Below are 22,135 nucleotides of genomic sequence, written 5' to 3'. Positions count from 1 at the left end.
TAATGACTCAAGCTGCCGATCCCAAGAACGATACACCGGAGCTCTCCAAGAGCTTCGAGCCCTCCGATATTGAATCCCGCTGGTACGACGAATGGAATCGGCGCGGTTACTTCCAAGCTGGCCGGCACGTAGAAACCGGGACCGACCCCAAACCTTATTGCATTCAGTTCCCGCCACCGAACGTGACGGGCACCTTGCACATGGGCCACGCCTTTAACCAGACCATCATGGATGGTCTGATCCGCTATCACCGCATGTCGGGTGACGACACCGTCTTTATCCCGGGCACCGATCATGCAGGCATCGCCACGCAAATCGTGGTCGAACGGCAGTTGGATGCCCAGAAGCTTTCGCGCCACGACCTGGGCCGCGAACGCTTCGTGGAAAAAGTCTGGGAATGGAAAGAGCAGTCGGGTAACACCATCACCAACCAGGTGCGCCGCCTGGGAGCCTCGGCCGACTGGCCGCGCGAATACTTCACCATGGACGAGCGCATGTCGCGCGGCGTGGCAGAGACCTTTGTTCAGCTCTATCGCCAGGGCCTGATCTACCGCGGCAAGCGCCTGGTCAACTGGGACCCCAAACTGCTGACCGCCGTGTCGGACCTCGAAGTGCAGTCGGAAGAAACCGACGGCTTCATGTGGCACATCCTCTACCCCTTCGTGGACGGCCCGCAGACCATCATCGACAAAGATGGCAATACGGTCACGCTGCGCGGCATGACCATCGCCACCACCCGGCCGGAAACCATGCTGGCCGATGGCGCGCTCTGTGTACACCCGGAAGATCCGCGCTACCAGCACCTGATCGGCAAACAGGTGGAACTGCCGCTGTGCAACCGCAACATCCCCATTATTGCGGACGACTTTGTCGACCCGGCATTTGGCACGGGCTGCGTAAAAATTACTGGCGCGCATGATTTCAATGACTATGCCTGCGCGCTGCGCCACGATCTGCCGCTGATCGTCATTTTCACGCTGGATGCGCACATCAACGAGAACGGCCCCGAGCAATTCCGCGGCCTGGAGCGCTACGAAGCCCGCAAAGCCGTGGTTGCCGAGCTCGAAGAGAAAGGCTATTTGGTCAAGATCGAACCGCACAAGATGATGCAGCCCAAGGGCGACCGCACCGGCGTGGTGCTAGAGCCCATGCTGACGGATCAGTGGTTCGTGGCCATGAGCCGGCCCGCCCCCGAAGGCACGCTCAATCCGGGCAAGAGCATCACCGAGGTGGCGCTGGAAGCCGTGGCCGATGGCCGCATCCAGTTCTATCCCGAAAACTGGACCACCACCTATAACCAGTGGCTGAACAATATCCAGGACTGGTGCATTTCGCGCCAGCTCTGGTGGGGGCACCAGATTCCCGCCTGGTATGCCGAGGATGGCCAATGCTTTGTGGCGCTGTCCGAAGACGACGCGCTCGAACAGGCTCGTGCAGCCGGCGTCACCGGCCCGCTGACCCGCGACGCCGACGTGCTGGACACCTGGTTCTCCTCCGCTCTGGTGCCCTTCACCACACTGGGATGGCCCGAAAAGACGGCCGACCTGGCGCGCTATCTGCCCTCCAGCGTCCTGGTGACGGGCTTTGACATTATTTTCTTCTGGGTCGCCCGCATGGTGATGCTCACCATGCACATGACCGGCAGCATTCCGTTCAAACATGTCTATGTGCACGGACTGATCCGCGACGCCGACGGCCAGAAGATGAGCAAGTCCAAGGGCAACACCCTGGACCCGGTGGATTTGATCGACGGCATTGACCTCGAACAACTGGTGACCAAGCGCACGTTCGGGCTGATGAACCCGAAGCAGGCCGGCGCTATCGAAAAAGCCACACGCCGCCAATATGCGGACGGCATCCCGGCGTTCGGCACGGACGCGCTGCGCTTCACGATGGCCGCCTATGCGACGCTGGGCCGCAACATCAACTTCGATCTCAAGCGCTGCGAAGGCTACCGCAATTTCTGCAACAAGCTGTGGAACGCCACACGCTTTGTGCTGATGAACACGGAAGGCCATGCGCTGCACGGCGCCGAGCAGGGCGAGCTTTCTTTCGCCGACCGCTGGATCGTCAGCCAGTTGCAGGCACTGGAGACCGAGGTCGAGCGCGGCTTCGCCGACTATCGTTTCGACAACGTGGCCAATGCGCTCTACCGCTACGTATGGGATGAATATTGCGACTGGTACCTGGAACTGGCCAAGGTCCAGATCCAGACCGGCACGCCCGCCCAACAGCTTGGCACGCGCCGCACTCTGATCCGCGTGCTGGAGGTCGCGCTGCGACTGGCCCACCCCATCATTCCCTTTATCACGGAAGAACTGTGGCAAAAGGTGTCGGTGGTAGCCGGCAAACGGGATGCCGGCAAGACAGATAGCGTCAGCGTGCAGCCTTATCCGCGCGCCAACCCCGATGCCGTAGACACGCAAGCCGAAGCCGAAGTCGCCGAGCTGAAAGCCCAGGTCGAGGCGGTGCGCGCGCTGCGCGGCGAAATGAATCTCTCGCCCGCCCAGCGCGTGCCGCTGATCGCCCAAGGCGATGACGTCACGCTGCGCCGCAATGCGCCCTATCTTGCCGCACTCGCGAAATTGAGCCAGGTAGATGTGACGGACACCCTGCCCGACGCGGGCGCGCCGGTACAGGTGGTGGGTGACGCACGCCTGATGCTGCATGTCGAGGTGGACGTTGCAGCGGAGCGCGTACGCCTGGACAAGGAAATCGCCCGCCTGGAAGGCGAAATCGCCAAGGCGAACGGCAAGCTCAACAACCCGAGCTTTGTCGAACGTGCGCCAGCCGCCGTGGTCGAGCAGGAAAAAGCCCGCGTAGCCCAGTTCAATGAAACCTTGAACAAGGTGCGCGACCAGCGCAGCAAGCTGGGCGGCACAGCCTAATTAAGCACAGAGCGCCCCTGGAGCAATCCTGGGGCGCCGTCGCTTAAGCGGATGCCGAGGCGTAAGCTTGCCTAGCCCCCCCACGCCCTCCTCTCTTTCACGTCCTGCGAATGCCCTACCCATCCCGGGAAGATAGCGGCGCGCCTGAACGCAGCACCGCGCCAGATGGGAGTGAGCATGCCAGCACGGATTATCAAGAACCTCTGATGCGCGTCATCAGGCGAAAAAACGCCCGACAACGGCCCGCGACACATTCAGGAGAACCGTTCAACCAGGCACGGCAAGAGAGCCAGGAATGACGCTATCGTCGCGATAAGCGACGCATCGAATCGACTTGGAAAGCATGGGCCCACAAGCCCTGCGCACCGAAAAACGGCGCTCAAGCCGCAGGCTTGCGCCGGCGTTTTTTTCGCGGATCGGGCGGCGCAACGACACCTTGGAGCTCAGCCAGAACGCATTCGTCGGCATAACTCAGCCATCCTTGGGTCCGTGCACGGTCGATGAGTTCAGGGCGGCGCGCCAGCGTCAAACGCAGAGATTGGTCACGGCGCCAACGGGCAATACGGGCATGATGCCCGCTGAGTAGCTCGGCTGGCACAGCCTGATCTTCGTACACCTCGGGGCGGGTGTAATGCGGACTGTCGAGCAGACCCGACAACGTGTCGTTAAAAGAATCCTGCAGCGCCGAATCGCCATCACCCAAGGCGCCTGGCAGCAGACGGACCGCCGCATCAATGACGGCCAGGGCCGCGATCTCTCCACCTGAGAGCACGAAATCGCCCAGCGAAATTTCTAGTGTCACGCAACGATCGATGAAGCGCTGATCCAAGCCCTCGTAGCGCCCGCATATCAGAACGAGGCCATCACTGGAAGCCAGCTGCTGCGCGGCGCCCTGATCATAGCGCCTGCCCACTGGCGAGAGGAGCGCCACCGGAGCAGGCGGTAAATGCTGCGCGGCGCGAGCGGCCTGCGCGGCCTTAACTGCAGCCTCTAAGGGAGCCGCCATCATGACCATACCCGGCCCGCCACCATAGGGGCGATCATCCACAGTACGATGCACGTCCGTCGTGAAATCACGCGGATTCCAGGCATGCAAGGACCACAGCCCTTGCGCGTGCGCACGACCCGTGACGCCGAGGTCGCGCACCACCCCGAACATTTCGGGAAACAGGGTGATGACGTCGATCCGCATCAATCTTCCAGCGGCCAGTCGCTATCGATGCGCCGCGCCGCAATATCCACAGCCTGAATATGCGCGCTGACAAAAGGCACTAGCATTTCGCGGGCCCGCCCTTTGGCGTCGAGCAAAGCCTTGCCCTCGGCATCCTGGCAGACCACACGCAAAATGGCGTGTGCCGGATTGTCGAACACCTCTTCGACCACCCCTACGCGCACATCACTGCCACTGACGCTCGAATAGAAGGCGCAACCCACCAGATCGATCCAGTAATACTCATCTTCGGCAGCGGCGGGAAAGAGCGCACGCGACACCCAGACGGTGGCGCCACGCAGCGCCTCAGCCTGGTCGCGATCCGCGATGCCTTCCAATTGCGCCACAGCCGTCGCGCCATGAACGCGGCATTGCTGCACGGCATAGACACGCGGCGCACTCTTGGGCGTTGCCGCCAGCCACCATTGCTTGGCAGCGCGCAACACATCCGCCTGGGCAGAGTGAGGCTGTACCTTGATCCAGCCCTTGACGCCGTAAGCCGACGCCACGCGCCCCAGCTCCACGAGGTCGTCGGGCAATGTGCGTTCAGACATGAAGATCCCAATATTCGACGCCCAAGCGCCCTGCCCGATGGCAAGGCGCGGCGTTTTGACAAGCTGCGCAGAAGACAAAGCCACGCCCAAGGCGTGGCCAAGTCTACTTGCGAGCGTAGCCGCAATGCAAAAGCAAAAAGCGCGACAAGCGCTTTGGGGCCAAGCGAAAAAATAGCGCCCAGGATGCTGCGGCGATATTTTCAGACCTGCAAGGCCGGCGCTTTCAAGCTTTTACGACGCGACGACGCCAGACCTGACAGGATAACCTGCTTTGTCTGGCGCAGGTTTGATCTGGCCAGCAGGCCAGTCAAGCCGGGCAATCAGGGCTTAGGCAGCAGCCGAAACCTTGGCCGAGTGTTCCTTGACCAGACGCTCAACGGCGGGCGACAGCTGAGCGCCGTTGTCGACCCAGTACTTCACGCGGTCCAGCGCAATGCGCAGGTTTTCCGAGCCTTCGCTGCCCACGGGGTTGTAGAAACCCACGCGCTCAACGAAACGGCCATCGCGGCGATTGCGCGAATCGGTAGCCACCAGATTGTAAAACGGACGCTTCTTCGAGCCGCCACGGGCCAGACGAATCACCACCATAGGTAATCCCTTGAATTAGATGTGAAAAACGGGAAATTCTAGCATCCAAACCGCAGACCTGGCAAACATAGTGCCGTTTTTTACCGACAAAACATGTTTTGCCGCCGCGACAGGCTCCAATGCGCACTGGCACAGCGTATGCTGAGTTGGTGCAATCTGGGGTCAGACACCGGGACAGACACAGAGCCCGACACCGGAAACCGGAAGGATAGCAAGACCTGAACCGGCCCTCACTGCTCTGGCCAGTTGTACGAAGAGCTAGCGCGTAGCGCCAACTCCGCAAGGCGAAGCATACACCCTAACGGCACTCTACCGCATCCCGCAAGGAGATCTTGGTTATGAAAGTCCGCAAGTTGTTTGGCCTGCCCACCCATGTACGCGCCGTCGCGCTGCTCGGCGCCGCCTTAGCGATGAGCGCTCCGCTGCTGACGGCGCCCGCGCAGGCCCGCGTGATCGACGCCGCTGTGCTGAACATCATTGGCGACATCACGGCCCTGGATGCTGCGAACCGGATCGTCACCATCAAAGAACGCAATGGCGAGACGCTGTCTTTGAAGGCGGGGCCCGAGATCCGGAACTTCGACCGCATCAAGATCGGCGACACCCTGCGCCTGCGCTATTACGAATCACTTGCCATCACGACCCGACCCAAGGGCTCGGGGGTACCGGAAGTGCGCACGGAAACGGCTCAGGCCCAATCAGAACCGGGGCAGATGCCCGGCGGCGGCGCCGCCGTGCAGACCGTCATCACGGCTGAAATCTGGCACATCAATCGCGCCACCAACACGGTTATCCTCCAAGGCCCCTCCGGCAAGCGGGAAACCATCGTCGTGCGTGACCCTCTGGCCATCAAGAAGCTGGGCGAACTGAAAGAAGGCGATCTGGTGGACTTTACGTTTACCCGCACCATGGCCGGCGCTGTAATCGCACCAGCCAGCAGCAAGCCTTAAAACAGCAAGACCCGCCCTGGCGGCCCGGGCCGGGCTAAAGAAAACGAAAGCCCCCGGATTCATCAATCCGGGGGCTTTCTCATTGGCCAGGCCCGATGACTTAACGCCGGCGCAGATAGTGCTCGACGCGATCAGCCTGCGCGATCTGAGCCAGCAGCGCATTACCGGACTGCGTCGCAAAAGCCTGAAAGTCACGTTCGGCTTTTACGTCAGTCGTGATGACGCGCAAGATCTGGCCGCTGACCAATTGCGCGAGGGCTTTCTTGGCGCGCAGAATGGGCAGCGGACAGTTCAGTCCGCTGGCATCGACCTCCAGATCGAAGGGGGGCGCGGCGGTGTCAAAGACGCTCATTGACCCAGTCCTGAACGCTGGCAATGGCTGCAGGCAGCGCCGCCACATCCGTGCCGCCGCCCATGGCCATATCGGGACGGCCGCCGCCCTTGCCTCCCACCTGAGCCGCCACGAAACCCACCAGATCGCCCGCCTTGACCTTGGCGGTCTGGTCGGCGGTGACACCACCCACCAGGCTGATCTTGCCGTCAGCGCTGGCGGCAAGCAGCACAATAGCCGGCTTAAGCTTGTCCTTGAGGTTGTCGACCATGCCACGAAGCGCCTTGGGATCGACATCATTGATGACGGCAGCCAGCACCTTCACACCCTTGATCTCAACGGCAGATTTGTCGGCCAGATCATTGCCCGCGCTGGCGGCCAACTTGGCGCGCGCCTGCTCCAGGTCTTTCTCGAGAGCTTTGACCTGATCCTGAACCTGGGCGATGCGTTCGGGCAGCTCGGCTACCGGGGAACGCAGCACGCCAGCCGCACGTTGCAGCAACGCGTTTTGCTCCTGAACCCAAACCAGCGCGTTATCGCCGGTGATCGCTTCGACACGGCGCACGCCCGCCGCCACCCCCCCCTCGGACACGATCTTGAACAAGCCGATATCGCCCGTGCGACTGACATGGGTGCCGCCGCACAGCTCACGCGAGAAGCCGATATCGAGCACACGCACCGTATCGCCGTACTTCTCGCCGAACAAAGCCATGGCCCCGCCCTTGACAGCGTCGTCATAGGCCATGACGCGGGCCTGGGCAGCCTGATTGGCGAGCACTTCGGCGTTAACTATGGCTTCCACGCGGGCGATCTGCTCGGCCGTCATGGGGGCATCATGCGCGAAGTCAAAACGGGTCTTGTCGGGATCGACCAGGGAACCGCGCTGTTGCACATGCGCGCCCAGCACTTCGCGCAAGGCCTTGTGCATCAAGTGCGTGGCGGAGTGGTTGCGCACCGTGCGCGCGCGGCGCACCGCATCGACGCGGGCCAGCAGGGTATCACCCACCTTGAGCACGCCCTCTTCGAGCAGACCATGGTGACCAAACACCCCTGCCTGAACCTTCAGGGTGTCCGCCACGGCGAAACGTAACCCGTCAGCCACGAGCAGGCCGGTGTCGCCCACCTGACCACCCGACTCGGCATAGAAAGGCGTGGCGTCGAGCACGACGACGGCCTGCTGGCCTGCCCGGACCTGATCGGTCTGGGTGCCATCCACATACAAGGCCGTTACCTTGGCGCCGCTGAGCTCGAGCTGCTCATAGCCCTCAAAACGGGTCTGAGCGCCCTCATAGTTCAGGCCTTCGGCCATCTTGAACTTGCCGGCCGCACGGGCCTGATCGCGCTGACGCTCCATGGCGGCCTCAAAGCCCGCCATGTCGATCTCGACTTCGCGCTCACGACAGATGTCGGCGGTGAGGTCGACCGGGAAACCATAGGTGTCATACAGGGTGAACAGCGTATTGCCGTCAAGCAGCCCACCCTTGGGCACCTGGGCCAGCGCGACATCGAGAATCTTCATGCCGTGCTCTAGCGTTTCACCGAAACGCTCTTCTTCTTGCTTGAGCACCTGCCCCACACGCTCGGCCATATTGGCAAGCTCGGGATAGGCCTCGCCCATTTGAGCGACCAGATCGGGCACCAGGCGATAAAAGAACGGTTTGGTCTGGCCCAATTTGTAACCATGACGCAAGGCGCGGCGCACGATGCGGCGCAGCACATAACCCCGGCCCTCATTGCTGGGAATGACGCCATCGACGATCAGGAAGGAGCAGGCGCGGATATGGTCAGCAATGACCTTGAGCGAGTTGTCATGCAGATCTTGCACGCCGGTTTCGCGGGCCGCAGCGGTGATCAGCTTCTGAAACAGATCGATTTCGTAGTTGGAATGCACGCCTTGCAATACGGCGGCAATACGCTCCAGCCCCATGCCGGTATCTACGCAGGGCTTGGGCAGCGGCGTCATATTGCCTGCGGCGTCTCGCTCGAACTGCATGAACACGAGGTTCCAGATTTCGATATAGCGGTCGCCGTCTTCTTCGGGCGATCCCGGGGGACCGCCCCAGATATCGGGGCCGTGGTCATAGAAAATTTCGGTACACGGGCCGCAGGGGCCGGTGTCGCCCATTTGCCAGAAGTTGTCCGAAGCGTAGCGCGCGCCCTTGTTATCGCCGATGCGGATGATGCGCTCGGTAGGCACGCCGACCTCCTTGGCCCAGATGTCATAGGCCTCGTCGTCTTCCTGGTAAACCGTCACCCACAGCTTCTCGACCGGGAGCTTGTACACCGTAGTCAGCAATTCCCAGGCAAAACGGATGGCGTCTTGCTTGAAGTAGTCTCCGAAGCTGAAGTTGCCCAGCATCTCGAAGAAGGTATGGTGGCGAGCGGTGTAACCGACGTTTTCCAGGTCGTTATGTTTGCCGCCCGCGCGCACGCTGCGCTGCGAGGACGTAGCTCGGGTGTATGGGCGTTTTTCCTTGCCGGTAAAGACGTCCTTGAACTGCACCATACCGGAGTTGGTAAAGAGCAGCGTCGGATCATTGCCGGGCACCAGCGAAGACGACGGCACGATGCTGTGCCCCTTGGACTGGAAGAACTGCAGGAACTTCTGGCGAATCTCGGAGGATTTCATCGTGGATGAATCAGGATTTTGGCGAATCTTTGATTATAGAGGCTGGACGCCCACTTGCCAGACACCGCCCTCCCCTGCTACGAATCCTCGCTAATGCAGACGTAGCCGTAAGTCCAACCCTCGGTCTCCAACCATTTACCCCCGTAAGCGACCAGCGTGGGCGCATATCCCTTAGCGCAGGAGCATTCCCCGGTAAGCGGGTTTTTGGTGCTTTTTCCGTTGTGCATGCGGCAGCCATAAATATTGTTGTGCGCATAGGCGCCACCAAACCGACCCTCCACCGGACGCCAACGAGATTGCTGGCAATGCAGCAGCTTTCCGTTTGCGTCCTGCGCCAGCGCCCCCTTTTCACCTGGCTGACAAAACCCGCCCTGCTGACGTCGCGCCTCAGCGCGAACCACCCCGCCCGCAAGCAGGCTTCCAGCCGCCTGGATGGCGCCGCCCACGCTCAGGCCGGCCTTCAGTTGAGGGTCTCGGTCATCGCCAACGCGCACATAGCGGGGGTCCAGACCGCCATGCGTCCCCGCCCAGGCAAAGGGCGTTCCCGGCTTTAAGGCAGCCATACCGGGCACCGGCGGGTTGGGATAGCGGAATTGCGCGCCACTTAAGCTGGCGTCCGCATAACCGCCCTCCGCGCCCAGAGGCTGTAGCAAAGGCGAGAGCCGCATCAGGTCAGGCTCACCCGATGGCGTTTGCAAAGCCTGATCTGCAATGACTAGACCGTCCACTCGGCAGGCGCCATCTGTGCAGCCAGCCGTGGGCAACACGCGCAGACTGACGCCAAAACCCGCAGGAGAGCGCAGCGGAAAACCGGGCGGTAAAAAGCCCGCTCGGACCAGCTCGGCCAGGGTGGGCGCGGCAGGATCGCCAAACGGCGATGCGCTGCCGGACTGCCTCTTCAGTAAAGCCTGCTCCAACGCCAGGCGAAGCTGCGCCATCCATTGGCCGCTCGCACGCAGGGCCAGATCATCAGCCTCCCTGGCCCACTTGCCAGCAGCCAGGACGCTCAGCAGCAAGCCGATCGCCAAAGCGACCATCAGTTCGAGCAGGGCATAGCCTTGTTGTCTGCGCTTCACGGCAGCGTAAACACAAAGGTGTTGCGATCGGCACATTGCGCCGAGGCTCGCAGGGCATCATAGGCTTTGGCCGGGCTGGCCTCGGCATCCTTGACCACCACGGCCTCCCCCTGTCCCTGCACACTGACACGTGAGGCCAGGCTTTGCAAGGCGGTGGCGATACCAGGGCAGGCTGCCGCATGCACCCGGTCCAGCTTGAGTGTGAAGGCCGAGCCTGCGGCCCCACCTGCCCGGGAAGCGCTCGTCAGGGTGATCCCCCCATCACCCAGGCCATGGCTCACCACGGCGCCCTGTCCTTGCCCGGAGACCGTCACGGCATTCGAGTCACGCATTGCGGCCGCCAGGGTAGCCGTGTTTACGCCCGCATAGGGCGTCGCGGATCCACCGAGGCCGAGCACACGCATGCGCACCACGAAACGTTGCAGCTCTTCGGCGAGCCTGGGGACACGGCTTTCGACGACGTAAGCCTGGATGGACGGCACGCTAATGATGGCCACGACCAGCAGGATGGCCGCAACAACAGAGACTTCGATCAAAGAAAAACCGCTCTGCCGGGCGGCCCGGCTGGCGGCAGGTGGTAGATGACGCATGAGTACTCCTCTGCTGAAAAAACCGCTCAATGACTGGAATAGAAATGGCCCAGACCGCGCCTGAGTTCGTCGATGACCCCGTAGTGCCAAAACACCAAAGCCAGCATGCACAGCACGGTGCCCAGCAGCAGCAACCAACGCCAGAACAGCACCTGGGCAGCCAACTGCGGAAGCCAGGCCTGCTCGATGCGCTGGCGTGCGCGCGACAAGCCAGCCTCGATGCCATGCGCGGCCATCATGTCACTCATAAACCACCACAGCTGTCTGTCGAGCAAGCCCGTGTTGAAGGTGCTGGCCTGCACCTCCCCTCGGTCGATACGCGCTAGCATTTCGTCGATATGTCCGGCCAACCAGGGCAAGGCATATTGCCGCAAGGCCTTCAAGGCCGCTCTCAAGCGCGCATCGATAGCGCCACGGTCGCGGATCAGCACCTCGAGCAGACTCAGAAAGCGGATGGCCTGCGAATCGCGGTAAAGACGCCAGGGCCCTACTCTGTCGAAACGGCTGCGCAAGGCCCCGCGCCAACGCCCAAAAGACCAAAGCCAGACAGCAAGACTAGCCGCCGCCAGCACTGCGGACAGCGGCCCTGCCCAGACCATATGCCCGGCGAAACGCGTCAGCGCGCGCGTCCAGGGACCGTAATAAGCCGCAGGCAGATCGGCAAACACCTGAACCAAGTGGGGCACGGTAAAAAGCGGCAGCGCCCATAACGTGGCAATGAGCACGGTCAGCGCTAGCGCAACGGCCAGCACCGCGCCTTTTATCTGCCGCCAGGCATCATCCGCAAGACGGCTGGCCTGTGCGAGATCGAGCAGGCTTTGCGCCAAGGCAGCGCTGCCCGCCGATTGCGCGGTCGCGAGCAAGAGGCAATCCTGGGCGGGTGCGACGCCGGTCCAAAGCACCGCCAAATCTCCGCCGTGCGTGCCGCAAGCGCTGGCCCAGCGTGCGCCCAAGCGACCCCGGTAATTCCCTGGGCCATAACGCAGCAGATCGTTGGCGAAAATATCGCGCAGGGCGACACGCCCCTCGCTGGCCTGCAGCAAGGCACCCAGGTAGGCGTAGTAATCGGCTCTGGCTCGCTGGAAGCGCCAGGCGTCCAGCCTTAATTGAATCCAGGATTCACGCATGGCCAGCCTCCATGTGACGTGCCAGCGCCTCGACACCCCCCATGCGGACGGCCCACAAACGGGGATCGATATCACCACGCAAGACCTTGGCTGCCAACACTTGCGGCCAGGAGGCCTTGCCAAGCCCCTGGCCTGACAGAATTTCGGCAGCGACGCTGCGCCCGAGATAGCCAGGCAGCGCACCCTGCCCACAATGACGGCAGCCTGCCGGATTACGCAAACGCAGGCCGGCCTCGACAGGCAAGGCGCGCAGCACCCTGGACCAGGCAGCCGCCCGGGCGCCCCGATAGAGCACGCCGGCATCCCGAGCGCAGTGCGGGCAGGGACGCGGCAACAGTTCTTGATAAACCAAGAGTTTGAGCGCGCCCTCCGTGCGAAGAAAATCGAGCGGAACCCCGATGAAGTCGGAGGCGAGCCGGGCCACGATGGCATGCGCCGAGCCGGCATGAACCGTGGTGTAGACACTGACGCCCGACCCCACAAGGTCCATGAAAGCACGCCCGGTTTCCTGGTCCCGAACTTCGCCCAGGTAGACATCATTCATGGCGCTGCGCTTGAGCGTTTTCAGTTTGGCATCAAAGACACCATCGTGGTCGGCATCCAGACCTCGCCCCACGGTATTTTGCAAGGCGTGATTGATACGCAGTTCAACTGGGTCTTCGAGCGTGACGATTTTTCGGCTGGAAGAAAGCCCTCTGAGCAAGGTCGCCAAAGTGGTGGATTTGCCGGACCCCACCCTGCCCGCCACTACGATGGCCCCACCCTCGCGAGCGCAAGCCTGCCGCAACAACCTCGCCTGAGAGGCATCAAAGCCCAGATCGATCAGGCTGGAGCCCACCGCAGCATCTCGCCGCAGAATCCTCAGGCAGACAGAAGGGCCGTTATCGGTGGCGAGCGAAGCCCAGCGCAACATCCATTCCTGCCCATCTATCCGGCAGACAATCCGGCCCTGCTGCTCTTGTCGCGGATCAAACACCGCGCCATTGCCACCTGCGACATCCATCCAAACGACGGCAAGCATATCCATCAGCGTGGCTCTCGCCAGCGACGAAACTTCGGGCAGCCTGACATAGCGCCCATCGATGCTGTAGCGCACCTGGGCAGCATCTTCGGCCATCGCATTGAGATGAATGTCGCTTGCGCCAGCGCGCAGACCGGCCCGCACGATGTCTTCAAAGAGCATTGCCAACGCAGGACGGCCTGTTGCGGGTCTGACGGGAGCGGCGTTCGATTCGCGCAACAGACTCAGAAGCAAGGCAGCATCGACCTGATAGCAGGCGGGGCTGGCGAGCGGATAACCACGCTCGCGCAACAGACGCAACAGCTCTGCGGCCCAGGCGCCACGGGCGTAGCGGGCCTGCGCAAAAAGCGCTGCATGGCCGTCCTCCAACAGCACCGGACATATTTGCCCTGTCAGGCCGCCCAGATCAAACTCATGTTGCAGCACGCGCGAAAACGCGGGTTGCAGATCCGAGAGCGAACGCAGAGTGACGACCGTGTCAATCATGGGCGGCCTGCGCCGGCAAGATGCAGCGCCGAGACAGCCGCGCATCTTGCAGCTTGAGCTGCACGCAAGGCGGCTGGATGCTATGCAGGGTGACGGACGAATCATGGTCGCCGAGCAGGCGTGCTTGACCTCGTTGCGCGAGATAGCGCTCGCCCTGACCATTGTCCAGCTCCGCCTTGATGCCTGCGCCCACGCCGTAGAGCGCCCGTAACGCCAGCGGAGCCTGAACCTGCCCAGATAATGCGTCGCTTGTGGCGGATGGCGGCGCAGCAGCGGCCGGCGCTAGAGGCGGCGGAGTTTCGATCTCTTGCTGCAACCAGTCCTTCACGCTCTGATCTAGCTCGGCGAAGCCTGGCGGCGACGCAAACAGAAGCACTAAGGCTAGTGCAACGCGGTAATTAGGGGATGACGGCATGAAGATCTCCTTCAACGAGCAGGGTGAGCCCGCTGCTGCGTGCAGACGGGGGGCGAGACAGATCAACGTGGAGTTGCACGCGGCTCCAATACGCAGGCAGCCTGCGCCAGGGAGGGAGCGAGTAAGAACGCAGAGGCCCACTCAGACGTAAGGCCCGCGCCTGCACCTCATCCTTGGGCATCCAGGGACCCATATGGATTTCATCGAAAGCGCCTCGCCATGGCTGCATGGCCTGCATCCAGCGCAGGTCCGGTGGCTGCCCGCTAAGACTGACCTCACACTGGCCAGGAGCCTGCCAACTGAGCGCGATGTCATCCATGCCGGATAGTGCTAGCGTCCAGGGCCCGTCTGTCCGGAAGGCGCTGCTCAGCGCGCTGGAGGTTTCTGGCTGATAACGCGCATGGCATGACCAGCTCCGCAGCCCTGCCTGGCATTGGGCTTCAGCCAAAAGCCAACCCGCCTGACGCATGGGAATCTTCTGCAGGCTCGCTAGCACATCGGCCAGACATAATTCGGCCGGCTTCTCGGTTTGTGCAAGCGGTGCTGGCGCCTGCGCTGTGGGCCAAAGCCACAGACCTAGTCCCGCAGTCAACACCGCCAACACCAACCAGCCCGACGGGCGGGGCGGTAAGGCATGCAGACGCGTGGCTTTGCCGGGAAGGGCCTGCAAGGCCTGCTCAGCGTCTTCGGAATTGCCCGTAAAGTCGGGGCCCAAGCGATCAAGCGCGGCCTCGGCGTCGGCATAGCGGGCGAATAGCTGATCACCCCCGGACAAGACCGCACCCTCCTGCACCGCGACCAGCCAGTGAGAATCGTCGAGAGCAAGAATGGCTGCGAAGGAGGCGGGGGCGAAGTGCGAAGCCACTTGCTGCGCGGCGGAATGGAAAACGCCACGGCCCCGCAAACGCGAGCAACCCACGGTCAACGCCTGCTCACCACCCAGCAGGTAATGACTGGCCCCCATTTGACGGGCGCGCAGCCGCGCCATGCGCGGCGCGTGGCTGCCAACCACAGCGAACCAGGCCATGCCGTACACCCAGCGCCCGCCGCCCTTGGCGGCCTTGAGGATCGTATCAGCCATCGGCCTCTTCCAATTGGGCGCTAAGCACAATGACGGTGAGCAGACGCTCTTGACTGGCGGCGTCATGGCCACCTGTCAACAAGGGCGCATCGGGAGTAAAACGCTGACGGTCATAGCTATCGATACTGCGATCGAAACCCGAGAGGACCACCGGCTGCCCAGGCCGCACCCTCACCTGCTGCACACTGCCATTGCCGTCGAGGTTGAGCTGTTGCACCTGCAGCGGCTGGCTGTTGCTGCCAAAAGCCAGGGCCTTGAGCGGCTGAGCAACCGTGCTGTCATAGCCAATGGACAGCAGAATACTGCCGTCATCCTGAGCATCTGGAAGCAAAGTGAGGAAGGTCCCTACCGTGACACGCTTCTGGTTGATCGCGACACCGCTTGCCTTATCATCCGCGGCGCGCAGACTTTCAACCTGATCGACATAGGAGAAAGTGTTGTGCACGGCATAGGTGACCGGCCGGCGGTTTAACGTCAAGAGAGGAATGGATCGCTGATGACTGATGGCGCCGTATTGCGCCAGCATCTTGATCAGGGCTTGCGAACCGTCCCAACCCGTCTTGTCTGCGCCAGGAATGGCTGCGCTCAGTCCTGTGGGCAACATGCCTTGAGCGGCAACGCGGGCGCTGTTGTGCAACAGACGCCAGTCGATCGCGCCTTCGGAGCGAGTATTCATGCGCAGCGTGATCTCTTGAAACAGCAAACGCACGCGACGGCCTGCCCGGGCATTTTCCTGTTTGATAAAGGCCTCGATCCGCGACAGCACATAGGGGGTGTCTGTCACCACCAAGGCCTCGCCCTCCTCGGCCACCACCCCGGAACGGGTCAGAAAGGGTTGGATCTGCGTGCGCAACACCCGACCGGGCTCGGCTTGATTAAGCGTGGCGCGGGCCTGTATGACGTTGTCAAAACCCTCGCCCTCCGAGGCCTGACGCCCCAACTGCGTTTGAGCCTGGGCGCTGATAGGCAAAGCCCTCAGGTCGAATACGCGCGTCTGGCTGCGATAAAACTCGATCGCGCCGTTTTCATAGCGCCACCAGACCAGCAGGCGTGCCGCCAGGGAGTCGAGGATATCGGCCAAGGGACGCGGCCCTTCTTGCAACTCGACCTGCGCCAGAGCGGCTTCGACGAAAGCGCCGGCTTCTGTCAGGCGGGGCAAAAAATGCTGTACCGGCAACAGGGCTTCGGGCTGTACGCGCACCGCGATACCCGTTGCGCGCTGCAAGCGCTCGGCGATCTGGGACAGACCGGCCCGGTCGCTGAAAATCAGGGTGGTGTCGACTCGGGCACGCAGGGGAGCTGGCAGGGCCACCTCGCGCGCCAGCGCCTGAGCCGGACCGGCCAGCCAGGGTTTATCAACCTCTTGTGCCGCCTCCCGCGCGGCACGGGACGCCCGGGCATCCTGCGCCTTGACCTCGTTGTCATGCAAGGCCTGCGCTTTGTCGCGAGCCTGGCTCAACACATCGCGCAAAGCCTGCCATTGCGCCTGAAGCGCGCAACCGCCAAGTATCAAGCAGGACAGAAGCAATACCGCTGTTTTCGCAACGCCCTTCATGTTGCCGCCCCGGCGCTGCGATCGCAGCTTTGCGCCAGCGGCACCACGCGCAGCACGCGATTGGCATAGAAGCAGGGCTGTAAAGGCCGGTCGGCCAGTTCGGTGGCGCGCAACAGGCTGCGCACTACCTGTTTGAAATCTCCTTCGAAATGCGCTTGCCCCTGCAAGGGAATATCTGCATTGAGGGCCCAGTGCTCCGGCGCAAAATCCCACCCGGCCTGAAGCGCCCAACGGCTGAGCACGGCGCGCAAAGTCAGGTCGGGCGGGCCCGCGAAGAAAACGGGTGCCCCGGGTTTGATTTCAAGGGGCAACGGTGTCTTGCCAGGAGCGCTTGCGGGCGGACTGAGCGCAGAATCCGCAGCGTGCCGGGTGTCGGCCTCGATAGACCGGGGCGGAATGAGCGGCGCCGGGATGGTCTCTGAAATGGGAGGAGAGACTGGCTGCGGCGGTTCAGCCTTGCTGCGCCGGACGTGGGCGACGCGATGGGCGCCGCGTAAGGTCAGCGCCGGCCATACCCCAGGCGCAATAATGTAAGGATCACGCTGTTGAATGGCCAACGGTTGTTCACCCGAGACGGTGCTGGCGAAAATCGCCGGCACGCGCTGACCTGGGGCGAACTGGAGCCAGATTTCATGCGGACTGCTGAACACCTGCAAAGGCGCAACATCAGGGTCGCCACTGAGTTGCCAGTCGAAATCAAACTGGCTGGCAGCGACCTGCCAGGACTGCGGGGAGGTCGTATGGCAAGCGGCGAGCAGCGGCAAACCGAGAATCGGAAAGAGTAGACGCATTCTGTGGGCCTTGCTTTGCGGAACGGCTCCATGATGAGGAGCCGCCGGCCCTTCCGGTAGATCGGCATCTACGCAGGGAGAAAATCATCATGGAGACGGAGAGTGGGTTGCCTCCCACGCTGCGCACTTCCTGCTTGCTGCCCTCCCGAGGAGGGCGTCCCCGCCTTGGGAGCGGCCCGGCGGCGGGGGGACTCCCACTCCGCGTCCTGCTTGCTGCCCTCCCGAGGAGAGCGTCCCCGGCCTTGCATGGCACTCGATCGCGGCAGCGCCAGAAACCGCGCTCAGGAAATCCGAGAAGCGCCGCCTAGCAACAGGGCGAGCTTCGGACCCATGACACTGCCACCACTGCACGCTATCGACCTAGGCCGGTCCTGGCTGCCAGCGACATCACGCCGTCGGAGAGGATCTGATCGAAGGTCTGGAGACGGTGGCCGCCCCCTCGATAGGCTTGACTCAGCGGAACGAATGGGAAGCCATATCAGACGACAGACCCGCAGCAGGCAGCAAAAACAACAAGCCGGCAGAACGATGAAGATCAGCGTTGCGCCGCGAGGTTGCGAGCCTGCCCAAGCGCGTTGTTCAAGGCCGCCACGGGAGGCGTCTTGCCGTCAAGCGCATCGGTGAGTTGCACATTCAAGACGTTCTCGATGCGATCGTAGTTGGCGATGCGAAAGCCACGGCTGTTGGCCGCAATAGGGTTGCGCAGCGAGGCAACGACTTGTTGGGCCCCCGGGATCTTGTCGTAGAACGACACGTCCGAGGCACGGAAAGCCGCTTCCGTAAGGGGCAGATAGCCGGTGCGCTGATGCCACTCGGCCGCGATCACCGGCTTGGACAGCCAGGCGAGGAATTGCGCCGTGGCCTTTTCCTGGGCGACCGGCTTGCCTTCCATCGCCCACAGGGCCGAACCGCTCACGAAGGGACGGCCAGCCGTCTTGGTGACCTGGTCGTAGTAAGGCAAGGGCGCCACGCCGAAAGACAGGCCGCGCGTGTTGTTGAAATTGCCGAAGGCCGAGGACTCAGCCGTCAACACACCGCACTCACCCTTTGCGAAGTTCTGATTCGACTTGTTGTCATTTGAATAAGCCGTAAGCAGCAGCGAACGCTTCCAGCTCACCATGAGCGAAATATGGCGCATGTAGAGCGAATCAAACTGCATAGCAGTGGCCTGCTTGGACGCCGTCAGACCATTGCCGTTGCTGGCATAGAGCTGATTGTTGACGGGCGCCAGGTTTTCCAGGTGCACTGACACTTGATTGCTGGAGGCATAGGGGCAATCGATATCTGCCACGTCACGCAGCTTGAGCAGCTCAGCCTGCAGATCCGTCCAGGTACGAGCTGGCTGATTGGGATTCAGGCCTGCTTTTTTGTACAAGGTGGTGTTGTAGAACATGACCGGCACTTCCGCCATCCAGGGGAAGGCCAGCAGCCGGCCCTTGGCGTCACGGGTGAAGCTCGCGGTATCGGGCAAGAACCAGTTCAGGTCCTTGATCGGGTACTTGGCCAGCAATTGATACAAGGGCAGGATGGCTTTGTGCTCAGCAACCACTTCCGGCGAGTGGTTATCGGCCAGTTGAATCAGGTTGGGAGTCTTCTTGGCTCGGACGGCAGCCGCAGCTTCCTGACGCAAGGCTTCTTGCGAAGGAAAGTCGCGTAGTTGAACCTCAACGTCTTTCTGTTCTTTGTTGTACTGCTTGGCCAGTTTTTCAAACTCGGCCTTGTTGGCTCCCGAAAGCGTATGCCAGACCTGAATCTGCACCGGGTCGGCGTGGGCCACGCCCACAGCCGCCAGCGCAAGACTGAACACCCAAGCACGCCGGCTGGCGATCATGACACGGGCAACGCCCGTCATTTGCAATGTCTTCATAGGTTCATAGACCAAGAAAAGGGAATTCCGGCTCTGGCCGGCGCCCACTCAACAGATCGGCCAGCGCTCGGCCCGAACCCACCCCCATCGTCCACCCCAGCGTGCCATGTCCGGTATTCAAATACAGGTTGGAAATGCGGGTACGGCCGATGAGCGGTACGTTCGAAGGCGTGGAAGGACGCAGGCCAGACCAATAACTGACACCCTCGAAATCGAGGGCATCGGGAAAAATTTCACGCGCCAGCGCGGTCAATGCCGCGCAGCGGCCGGTATTGAGCTCGCGGGAATATCCGGAAAGCTCCGCCGTGCCTGCCATGCGCAGACGGTTGCCCAGACGCGAGAACACCACCTTGTGGCTGCTATCGGTCAGACTGACCGTGGGCGCAGCCTCAGGATTGAGTATAGGATAAGTCGCCGAATACCCCTTGGCGGGGTAGACATTGCAAGGTACGCCCAGCGGGCGGACCAGGTGGGGGCTATAGCTACCCAGCGCAACGACAAAGGCGTCGGCATTGACACGGTCATAACGGCCATCAGGGCCGATCACCTCGACGCCCTGAACCTGCCCCCCTTCGCTCAGCAAGCGCGTGATGCGGGTGCAGAAACGGAATTGCACGCCCGCCGCCTCGCAATGCTGCGCCAGCCCGACGGTGAACAAATGCACATCGCCGCTTTCGTCTTCCGGGGTGTAATCGCCGCCCACGATATTGGCGCGCTGCGGTGCCAGCGCAGGCTCGATCGCGATCACTTCATCGGCATTGACGACACGGCGCTCGACGCCGAAGTCACGCATCAGCCCCGCGGCGCGCTGCGACGTTTCGAATTCCTGCGGATCGCGGTAGAAATTGAGAATGCCGCGCTCGAGATGATCATACTGAATGCCCAGATCCGCACGCATGCCGCGCAGCGTGGCGCGGCTGTATTCCGCCATGCGCACCATCGCGCGGATATTGGGCGCCAGGCGCGAGGGCAGACATTCGCGCAGAAAGGCCAGGCCCCACATCCACTGCCGCCAATCGAGCTGCGGGCGAAACAGCAGGGGAGCGTCGTCCTGGAACATCCATTTCAGCAGCTTGAGCGGCGCCTGGGGATTGGCCCAGGGTTCGGCATAGGACACCGAAATCTGCGAGCCATTGGCCAAGCTGGTTTCTTGGGCAGGCCCGGTGGAACGATCAATGACGACGACCTCATGGCCTGCCTGGCTAAGCCACCAGGCACTGGAAATTCCGATGATGCCGCTGCCCAAAACCGCTACTTTCATGCCCCGATCGCTCCCTGTTCATCCCGCCGAGATGATGGTCTTGCGAACGGGATACGGCTGAAATACTGGTTGAGCAGTTTACTCTTGCCGCGCCCCGCCCGCCTATACCCGCCAGGCAGGCGAAGCAAGAAAAAGGCCCGCCCCGGCTGTCACGCCGGACTCGGGCCCACGGGCTTTACAGCGCTGCGGAACAAGCCGCTGACCACCCCGAAGCGGCATCGCTTCTATTGCCGTTTGTTGCGACTCAGGCCTTGGCAGCCAGATCCGCCTCGGAAGTGAACGAATCCGCATAGAACTCAGCTTCGGGCAAACCGCATTGCGTGCTGAATTCGCGTCGGGCGGCATCCACCATCAGCGGCGTGCCGCAGGCATAAACCTGGTAAGCGGAAAGATCGGGAATATCCCGCATGACCGCCTCATGCACAAAGCCTGTGCGGCCGGCCCAGGCGTCTTCCTCAAGCGCATTGGAAACCACGGGTACGAAACGGAAGTCCGGCAGAGTGTCGGCCCAGGACTGCGCCAGCTCGCTCATGTACAGATCCCGAGGACGACGTCCGCCCCAATAAAGCGTGACCGGACGCCGGATCTCCTTATGCGCCATATGCTCGACAATGGCTTTGACCGGCGCAAAACCTGTGCCGCTGGCCAGCAGCACAATGGGTTTATCGGAGTCTTCTCGCAGGAAAAAAGACCCGAAAGGACCTTCAAGACGCAAAATTTCGCGTTCTTTCATCTGCGTGGCTCCGGCCCCGAAAACATGATCGGTAAACACACCACCCGGCATGTGACGGATATGCAGCTCAAGCGGGCTGCCTTTGTGCGGCGCACCGGCCATGGAGTAACTGCGGCGCCGACCGTCTTTCAGAATGATCTCAACGTATTGCCCGGCGTAATACCGGAATTGCTCGGAAGCGGGCAATTGCAGCTTGATCTCAACGACATCCGGTGCGAACGGAGTGATCGTCTGCACACGCGATGGCATTTTGCGAATCTGGATGTCAGTAGCCAGGCGCACTTCCGTAGATTCGATCACCAGATCGGTCTGCGCATACGCCTGGCAGAACAGCGTATAACCCTCGGCCAGTTGCTCGGGCGACAAAATTTGAGCTGGCGTATTGCCCGCCTCGAACTCGCCCGCCACCACCCGCCCCTTGCAGGTCGAGCAGGCGCCGGTGCGACAGCTGTAAGGCAGCACGATGCCTGCGGCCAAGGCCGCGTCAAGCACGGTCTGCCCAGGCTCTATCTGAAATTGATGCTGACTGGGTTGGATGGTGACCTGAAAACTCATAAGGGATAAACATCGAAAATGAGAAGGCGCCTAATGGCGCCAGGGGCCCCGTCAGGCGGGGAACTTGCGGATTTCCTTGACGCGATTGGCGTCGTCAACCAGCACCACCTTAGGTTTGTGGGTGGCGGACTCTTCTTCCGACATCGGGCCATAGGTGCAGATGATCATCAGATCGCCGACCTGAGCCCGGCGAGCCGCCGCGCCATTGAGGGAGATCGCGCCACTGCCACGTGCGGCCTTGATGATATAGGTGTCAAAGCGCTCGCCATTGGTGACGTTATAGAGTTCGATGCGTTCGAACTCGCGCATGCCGGCAGCGTCAAGCAGGTCCTCGTCGATGCCACAAGACCCTTCGTAATGGAGGTCGGCTTCGGTGACGGTGACGCGGTGCAGCTTCGCCCGCAGCATAATGCGTTGCATAACAGTG

19 protein-coding genes are annotated in these 22,135 nt (G+C 62.0%); 2 read left to right on the top strand and 17 right to left on the bottom strand.

Annotated elements, in window-relative coordinates; genetic code table 11:
* Positions 1-2: 2 nt before the first annotated feature.
* Positions 3-2,888, top strand: coding sequence for a valine--tRNA ligase (locus U0029_RS05745; protein WP_114852559.1), 2,886 nt, complete (start codon positions 3-5; stop codon positions 2,886-2,888).
* A gap of 379 nt (positions 2,889-3,267) precedes the next feature.
* Here the strand turns inward: U0029_RS05745 and trmD are convergent, their stop codons facing one another.
* The 3 genes from trmD to rpsP form a co-directional block, all read right to left on the bottom strand.
* Complete coding sequence (gene trmD / locus U0029_RS05740; RefSeq protein ID WP_012418010.1) at positions 3,268-4,080, bottom strand: tRNA (guanosine(37)-N1)-methyltransferase TrmD; 813 nt, start codon at positions 4,078-4,080, stop codon at positions 3,268-3,270.
* The gene (gene rimM / locus U0029_RS05735; RefSeq protein WP_012418011.1) at positions 4,080-4,652 is read right to left on the bottom strand and encodes a ribosome maturation factor RimM; all 573 of its coding nucleotides are present in this window, start codon (positions 4,650-4,652) and stop codon (positions 4,080-4,082) included. Before rimM ends, trmD begins: the two co-directional genes overlap by 1 nt.
* A 327-nt stretch (positions 4,653-4,979) precedes the next feature.
* Positions 4,980-5,240: a 30S ribosomal protein S16 gene (gene rpsP / locus U0029_RS05730; protein ID WP_012418013.1), complete on the bottom strand. Its 261-nt coding sequence runs from the start codon at positions 5,238-5,240 to the stop codon at positions 4,980-4,982.
* A 338-nt stretch (positions 5,241-5,578) separates the two neighbouring features.
* Here rpsP and U0029_RS05725 point away from each other — a divergent pair, with 338 nt between their 5' ends.
* Positions 5,579-6,190 carry a hypothetical protein gene (locus U0029_RS05725; protein WP_012418015.1) on the top strand — a complete coding sequence of 204 codons (612 nt, stop codon included), beginning with the start codon at positions 5,579-5,581 and terminating at the stop codon, positions 6,188-6,190.
* A 100-nt stretch (positions 6,191-6,290) separates the two neighbouring features.
* Here the strand turns inward: U0029_RS05725 and U0029_RS05720 are convergent, their stop codons facing one another.
* The 14 genes from U0029_RS05720 to panD form a co-directional block, all read right to left on the bottom strand.
* Positions 6,291-6,542, bottom strand: a complete 252-nt coding sequence (locus U0029_RS05720; RefSeq protein ID WP_012418016.1) for a sulfurtransferase TusA family protein — start codon at positions 6,540-6,542, stop codon at positions 6,291-6,293.
* A complete protein-coding gene (gene alaS, locus U0029_RS05715) occupies positions 6,529-9,150 on the bottom strand; it encodes an alanine--tRNA ligase (RefSeq protein ID WP_012418017.1) in 2,622 nt (873 codons plus the stop codon). Before alaS ends, U0029_RS05720 begins: the two co-directional genes overlap by 14 nt.
* 77 nt (positions 9,151-9,227) lie before the next feature.
* On the bottom strand, positions 9,228-10,226 hold the full coding sequence (locus tag U0029_RS05710) for a PulJ/GspJ family protein (protein ID WP_039051539.1): 999 nt from the start codon (positions 10,224-10,226) through the stop codon (positions 9,228-9,230).
* Positions 10,223-10,816, bottom strand: a complete 594-nt coding sequence (locus tag U0029_RS05705) for a type 4 pilus major pilin (protein ID WP_039051538.1) — start codon at positions 10,814-10,816, stop codon at positions 10,223-10,225. Before U0029_RS05705 ends, U0029_RS05710 begins: the two co-directional genes overlap by 4 nt.
* A gap of 26 nt (positions 10,817-10,842) precedes the next feature.
* Complete coding sequence (locus U0029_RS05700) at positions 10,843-11,943, bottom strand: hypothetical protein (RefSeq protein ID WP_012418020.1); 1,101 nt, start codon at positions 11,941-11,943, stop codon at positions 10,843-10,845.
* Complete coding sequence (locus U0029_RS05695; protein ID WP_012418021.1) at positions 11,936-13,450, bottom strand: GspE/PulE family protein; 1,515 nt, start codon at positions 13,448-13,450, stop codon at positions 11,936-11,938. The genes U0029_RS05700 and U0029_RS05695 overlap by 8 nt, the downstream gene beginning before the upstream one ends.
* Positions 13,443-13,865 (bottom strand): hypothetical protein, encoded by a 423-nt coding sequence (locus U0029_RS05690; RefSeq protein WP_012418022.1) that lies wholly within the window; start codon positions 13,863-13,865, stop codon positions 13,443-13,445. The genes U0029_RS05695 and U0029_RS05690 overlap by 8 nt, the downstream gene beginning before the upstream one ends.
* Positions 13,849-14,946: a pilus assembly protein gene (locus U0029_RS05685; protein ID WP_114852561.1), complete on the bottom strand. Its 1,098-nt coding sequence runs from the start codon at positions 14,944-14,946 to the stop codon at positions 13,849-13,851. The genes U0029_RS05690 and U0029_RS05685 overlap by 17 nt, the downstream gene beginning before the upstream one ends.
* Positions 14,939-16,501 carry a pilus assembly protein gene (locus U0029_RS05680; protein ID WP_012418024.1) on the bottom strand — a complete coding sequence of 521 codons (1,563 nt, stop codon included), beginning with the start codon at positions 16,499-16,501 and terminating at the stop codon, positions 14,939-14,941. Before U0029_RS05680 ends, U0029_RS05685 begins: the two co-directional genes overlap by 8 nt.
* Positions 16,498-17,292 carry a TcpQ domain-containing protein gene (locus tag U0029_RS05675; protein WP_012418025.1) on the bottom strand — a complete coding sequence of 265 codons (795 nt, stop codon included), beginning with the start codon at positions 17,290-17,292 and terminating at the stop codon, positions 16,498-16,500. The genes U0029_RS05680 and U0029_RS05675 overlap by 4 nt, the downstream gene beginning before the upstream one ends.
* Before the next feature lie 535 nt (positions 17,293-17,827).
* On the bottom strand, positions 17,828-19,159 hold the full coding sequence (locus tag U0029_RS05670; protein WP_012418026.1) for an extracellular solute-binding protein: 1,332 nt from the start codon (positions 19,157-19,159) through the stop codon (positions 17,828-17,830).
* Between the two features lie 4 nt (positions 19,160-19,163).
* Positions 19,164-20,420 carry a D-amino acid dehydrogenase gene (locus U0029_RS05665; protein WP_012418027.1) on the bottom strand — a complete coding sequence of 419 codons (1,257 nt, stop codon included), beginning with the start codon at positions 20,418-20,420 and terminating at the stop codon, positions 19,164-19,166.
* A gap of 244 nt (positions 20,421-20,664) precedes the next feature.
* Positions 20,665-21,708, bottom strand: a complete 1,044-nt coding sequence (locus U0029_RS05660; protein ID WP_012418028.1) for a CDP-6-deoxy-delta-3,4-glucoseen reductase — start codon at positions 21,706-21,708, stop codon at positions 20,665-20,667.
* A 51-nt stretch (positions 21,709-21,759) separates the two neighbouring features.
* Entirely contained in the window at positions 21,760-22,128 is a 369-nt protein-coding gene (gene panD / locus U0029_RS05655) for an aspartate 1-decarboxylase (protein ID WP_012418029.1), read from the bottom strand.
* Positions 22,129-22,135: the final 7 nt, after the last annotated feature.

Source organism: Bordetella avium (assembly GCF_034424645.1).
Lineage (GTDB): Bacteria > Pseudomonadota > Gammaproteobacteria > Burkholderiales > Burkholderiaceae_B > Bordetella > Bordetella avium.
The sequence above is the reverse complement of the archived record's forward strand: the minus strand, read 5'-3'. Positions and strand labels throughout refer to the sequence as shown.